Source organism: Rhizobium sp. UFLA01-1127 (genome assembly GCF_059803845.1).
Genome location: NZ_JAUQTZ010000237.1, coordinates 1 through 4735 on the forward strand (window position 1 = coordinate 1; position 4735 = coordinate 4735).

Genomic DNA, 4735 nt, shown 5'->3' on the forward strand with positions numbered 1-4735 from the left:
GTCATAGCGTACGGGATCGGCGACCTTCTCGAAGACATGCTTGGGCATGATCCAGGCGCCGTTCCAGCGGACGGTAAAAAGGGCGTGGAAGCGCGAATTCGGCTTTTTCAGCTTGAAGACGACGGTATAGGGATCCGTCGCCTCAACGCTTGCAACCTGGACCGAAAAGGCGGCACTCCAGACCATGCCCGGATGGTCCATTTGCGTCTTGACGGTGTAGACAACGTCATCGGCGGTGAATTCGACGCCGTCGCTCCAGTAGATACCCTTGCGCAACTTCACCGTCATCTGGGTGAAATCGTCATTATATTGCGGCTTGTCGGAAGCAAGTGAGTTATCCCACGCCGAACCGCCCAGACCTTTCTCCGGATCGATGTACCAGAGCGTATCCATGGTCAACTGCTGCAGGCCGGTCGAAACGCCGCCGCCACCATTCACCCAGATATTGAACCAGCCCGGATTCTTGATCGTTCCCTCAGGGTTTTCGACGATCAAGGTCTCCTTGCGGGGCAAAGAGGTATAGTCCTGGGCCCTGGCTGCCGCCACGAGGCCGAATGTGGCCAGCGCGACGCCGAAGGCAAGCTTCTTCCACTGCTTCATGATCTCCTCCCGTTTTATCGACTGCGCGATACGCTCAAGCGATGGTGAGCAGATCGCGATTTTCACCCCTTTTTCCCGGCGGCCGCTCGAAGCTGCGTGCGGCGGTCCGGGCCTGCAAAGGACCGGCGGTCGCCTCCTCGCGACCTTCGGCCATTTTCGATGCCGGGGCGCATCGCGCCCCGACTGTAAAGCGCTACACCGCCAGCCGGATCACCGTGTAGGATAGCGGCTTCAGCGTGGCACGAAGCCTGCCGTCCTCGATCTTTGCATCGCCTGTCATAGTCGGGACGACAGCATTCGGCTGCGCTGCCGTATTGACCGCCCGCAGATCGCTGTGGACCATCTCATGCTGCTCCACGACGCGGGCGCCGGCAAAGCCTTCGAGACGCGTGTCGAGATCGAGCGAATTGTCGGGATGACGGTTGACGGCAAACAGCGTCACCATCTTGCCCAGCTCATCGTGGACAGCGGAGATATCGAGGTAGGGTACATCGTCGGCCTCGTCGCTGTCATAGGTCGGGCCGTCAGTGACGAGGCGCAGCGCAGAGCCGCGACCGTATTTCGAGGCGAAATAGAGCGGATAGTAGATGGTCTGCCGCCATGCCGGGCCGCCATCTTCCGTCATGATCGGCGCGATCACGTTGACAAGCTGGGCGATACAGGCAATGCGCACGCGATCGGAGCGGCGAATGAAGGTATTGAGAATACCGCCGACCTGCAGCACGTCCTCGAAATTATAGACATCTTCCAGCAGATGCGGCGCATCGGGCCACTCGTCGCGCGCCAGGATCTCCTTGTCCTGCTGGTTGGAATGATACCAGACGTTCCACTCGTCGAAGGAAATGCCGATGGTCTTCTTCGAGCGCTTCTTGGCCTTGATATAATCGATGACGCCGCCGATGGTAACGATGTAGCGATCGAGCTTCTCGGCCTTGGCGAGATAGTTCAGCGTGTTCTTTTCGCGATTGGCGAAATACATGTGCAGCGAGATATGGTCGGCGCTGTCGTAGCACTGATCCAGAACCTCGGCCTCCCAATCGGGATAGGTCTTCATGTCGGAATTGGATGAACCGCAGACGACCAGTTCGAGCGACTTGTCGAAGCCGCGCATGGCCTTGGCGGTCTCATCGGCCAGGCGGCCATATTCGTAAGCCGACTTGTGACCGACCTGCCAGGGACCGTCCATTTCGTTGCCCAGGCACCAGAGCTTCACCCCATGCGGATCGGGCCAGCCGTGCTTGCGCCGCAGATCCGACCAATAGGTACCGCCTGGATGATTGCAATATTCAAGGAAGTTTCTGGCGGCATCCAGCCCGCGCGAGCCAAGGTTGACGGCGAGCATCGGCTTGGTGTTGGCCTTCTTGCACCAATCGACGAACTCGTTGACGCCGATCTGGTTGCTCTCGCGCGTCCGCCAGGCAAGATCGAGACGCACCGGTCGCTCGGAACGAGGCCCCACCCCGTCTTCCCAGTTGTAAGCAGAAACGAAATTGCCTCCTGGATAGCGACAATAGGGCGAGTTGAGCTCGCGCACCAGCTCCATCACATCCTTGCGAAATCCGTTCTCATCGGCAGTCGGATGGCCAGGCTCATAGATGCCGCCGTAGATCGCCCTGCCCAAATGCTCCAGAAAAGAGCTGTAGAGCCGATCATCGATGTCGGCAATTCGGAAATCACGGTGGACGATCACATGCGCCTTCACGGCCTTCCTCCCATATATATCAGATATTTCGTTCTTATACCTTGATCTTGATACACTTTTGGAAGGCCGTCAACGCATGACCGACGGAAAATCGTGGGGAAACTGCTACAACAGCAGCTCCGCTCTCGAAAAATACCGAGCAAAAACAAATGATTATGAAAAATACGATTTATCGGAAATTCATACCGATTATTCGTTCCATATCACAATCATTGATATGAAATCAGGCCAGATCGACGCGCATCAAGATATCGCGACCGTAATTGCCGAAGCCGCGACCGAAAATATTGATGCCGCCCGTATTGCGTGCATCCTCGGCGATCCCGATCCGTAGACGGATCGAGGAATGCTGGGCGATGGCGAGATCATCGATCGTCACGTCGGAGGCGGCAACACCGTCGATGAACGTGCCCTTCTTTGAGATACGCCACGTCTTGAGCTTGCCGTACTGCGAACCTTCAAGCTTCCACCAGCTTGGCGTGAAGGCTCCGCGCTTGTCGCCATAGTCCCCAGGCGATGTCCATGTGCCGGCGGCGACGCCGTTGATCCAGAGAGTGATGTCGGACGGCCAGTCCGGATTGGTGCCAGGCACCTCGGACGACAACTCCATCGAGAATTCGATGGCATTGACGCTTCTGTTCAAGATCTTGGCATTATTGGGGAATTTATATTCCACATGCCCGCGCCCGAACCAAAGGAGGCCGGCCTGCATACGCTGCGGATCAAGGAAATAGTCGGGAACATCGAGCAGCCCGATCACGCCATCGGTCGAACAAAGGCCGCATGGTGCATGGGTCTCGCAGCTCGTATAGAGGCCGATCGGCATGGCGACTTCGATCACGTCCTCGTCGTGCTTGAAGGACTGATCCTCGAAGCTCAACAGAATTTCGTCGTAAAGCGCGGTGCAGATCTTCTGGTAGCCCTTGCGCGCCTTAGCGGCCTTGGTCTCGACAAGACCGGCCTCCTCAAGGACCATAATGCCGGTCGCAACAGTCGATTGCGGCAGATCCAGCTCCCGGGCGATCTCGTTGACGTTCAGCGAGCCCTTGGCACAAAGCAGCTTCAGCATATCGACGCGCGCCGGTGCGGAAAGCGCCCTAAAGACTGCAGCATTCTCACCCGCATAAATTGTCAGAAAGCCGCGCTTCATCGAATCCTGAATGTCCCATCGATAGGTTTCATTTATATCAGGATTTTTGATTTCACAAGAGATATCGTCGTAAGAGCTCCAGCTGGCGCCTTCTCAGCGAAATAAGAAGACGCCAGTCGTTCATCCGCTATACAATTGGCCGTAATGAAACCCCGGCTCGGACCACGAAAACCACCGATCTCATTTGCAAGTCTCTATCCGCTTCAAGGCGGACGTAATTCCGGAAAGTGAATAGGAATAGCTCGTCTCGGTGCCTCGTTTGGAGGTTGCTTGCAGTTGCAGCTGCACTCCGCCTTTCATGGCGCTGACCATGGCCGGCTCCTGCGCCTCGTTTTTCACCCAGCCGTGCCGGTCCTTTGTGAACATCGGGAAAGCTTTGTCGCCGATTGTCGCCGTCATCGGCGCCCCGTCTTTCAAGTCATAGCCCATGGCGGCTTCGGGAACCAATTTTTCGCCGGGAGACAGACGCGAGACGATGAAGAAATTGTCGCCATGATCGACATTGGCGGGCTGCTGCGCAACGGGCCTCGATAAAACATAGCAATTCACATTGCCGCCGGACTTATAAGAATATGCGCCCCAGTGATCGAACTGATCGATACGAACGGGCACTTCCGCATGGGCGATACCGGCGCCGAATGCGACGAAGACCAGAGTGGGGGCGAAATTTCTTGCAAACATGGTTTCCTGCCATTTCTTGTTTCAAGGACGTTGAAAGCGAGAGATGCACTCACACGCGCGGCAGTTTCGGCGCGGTGCCTTATCCGATTGTTAACGTGTTCCTTAAAATTTGTTCATGTTAGGAGGCACGCAGAAACTCGGGCCGGAGGCGAAGGCCATCATATCGGGCACCGCCATGTTCGGTCCTGGAGAGCCCGTTGGATACCGGCAGCCACGCGTCTGCCGCGGCTCACAAAGCCTTCAGTACACTGAAGCCAGCGATATGCCGAAGGCATGCGCGCGCGGCTCATCTCCACTGAACCTTTATCTGTATTGACGATCAGTTCACAATTTGCGCTGTTCCAACCAGCCGCATCCATGCACATATACGCGCCTGAACTTGCGGCTTTCGCGAGCCATTTCATGAAAAGGTGGAGGACGAAATATGTTCGCCCGCGACCGATTCGGCATCTGTGGCGCGAAATCGAGCCGTACTAACCGCATTTAGCAGGATGGTATCATGAAGAAGATCGGTTTCCTTTCGTTCGGCCACTGGACGCCCTCGTCCCAGTCGCAAACTCGATCCGCGGGCGACACGCTGCTGCAATCGATCGACCTTGCTG

Annotated in this window: 4 protein-coding genes and 1 pseudogene; 1 reads left to right on the plus strand and 4 read right to left on the minus strand. The window is 56.6% G+C overall.

Annotated features, from left to right (window positions below):
- From Q4Q11_RS30855 to Q4Q11_RS30870, 4 genes are all read right to left on the minus strand, one after another.
- Positions 1 to 600 (minus strand): ABC transporter substrate-binding protein (locus Q4Q11_RS30855; protein WP_498571868.1); only part of this gene is annotated, 600 nt, incomplete at its 3' end.
- A 193-nt stretch (positions 601 to 793) separates the two neighbouring features.
- A complete protein-coding gene (gene arfA, locus Q4Q11_RS30860) occupies positions 794 to 2302 on the minus strand; it encodes an arabinosylfuranosidase ArfA (RefSeq protein WP_498571869.1) in 1509 nt (502 codons plus the stop codon).
- Between the two features lie 223 nt (positions 2303 to 2525).
- Entirely contained in the window at positions 2526 to 3452 is a 927-nt protein-coding gene (locus Q4Q11_RS30865; protein ID WP_498571870.1) for an ArsR/SmtB family transcription factor, read from the minus strand.
- A 180-nt stretch (positions 3453 to 3632) separates the two neighbouring features.
- Positions 3633 to 4133, minus strand: coding sequence for an invasion associated locus B family protein (locus Q4Q11_RS30870; RefSeq protein WP_498571871.1), 501 nt, complete (start codon positions 4131 to 4133; stop codon positions 3633 to 3635).
- Positions 4134 to 4632: 499 nt separating this feature from the next.
- Between Q4Q11_RS30870 and Q4Q11_RS30875 the strand changes: the two are divergent.
- Positions 4633 to 4735 (plus strand): annotated as a pseudogene (locus tag Q4Q11_RS30875) (LLM class flavin-dependent oxidoreductase); the annotation flags it as partial.

Bases quoted from the DNA above. Each gene is read 5' to 3' on its own strand.
- Q4Q11_RS30865 (WP_498571870.1), bottom strand. From the start codon at position 3,452: ATGAAGCGCGGCTTTCTGACAATTTATGCGGGTGAGAATGCTGCAGTC.
- Q4Q11_RS30870 (WP_498571871.1), bottom strand. From the start codon at position 4,133: ATGTTTGCAAGAAATTTCGCCCCCACTCTGGTCTTCGTCGCATTCGGC.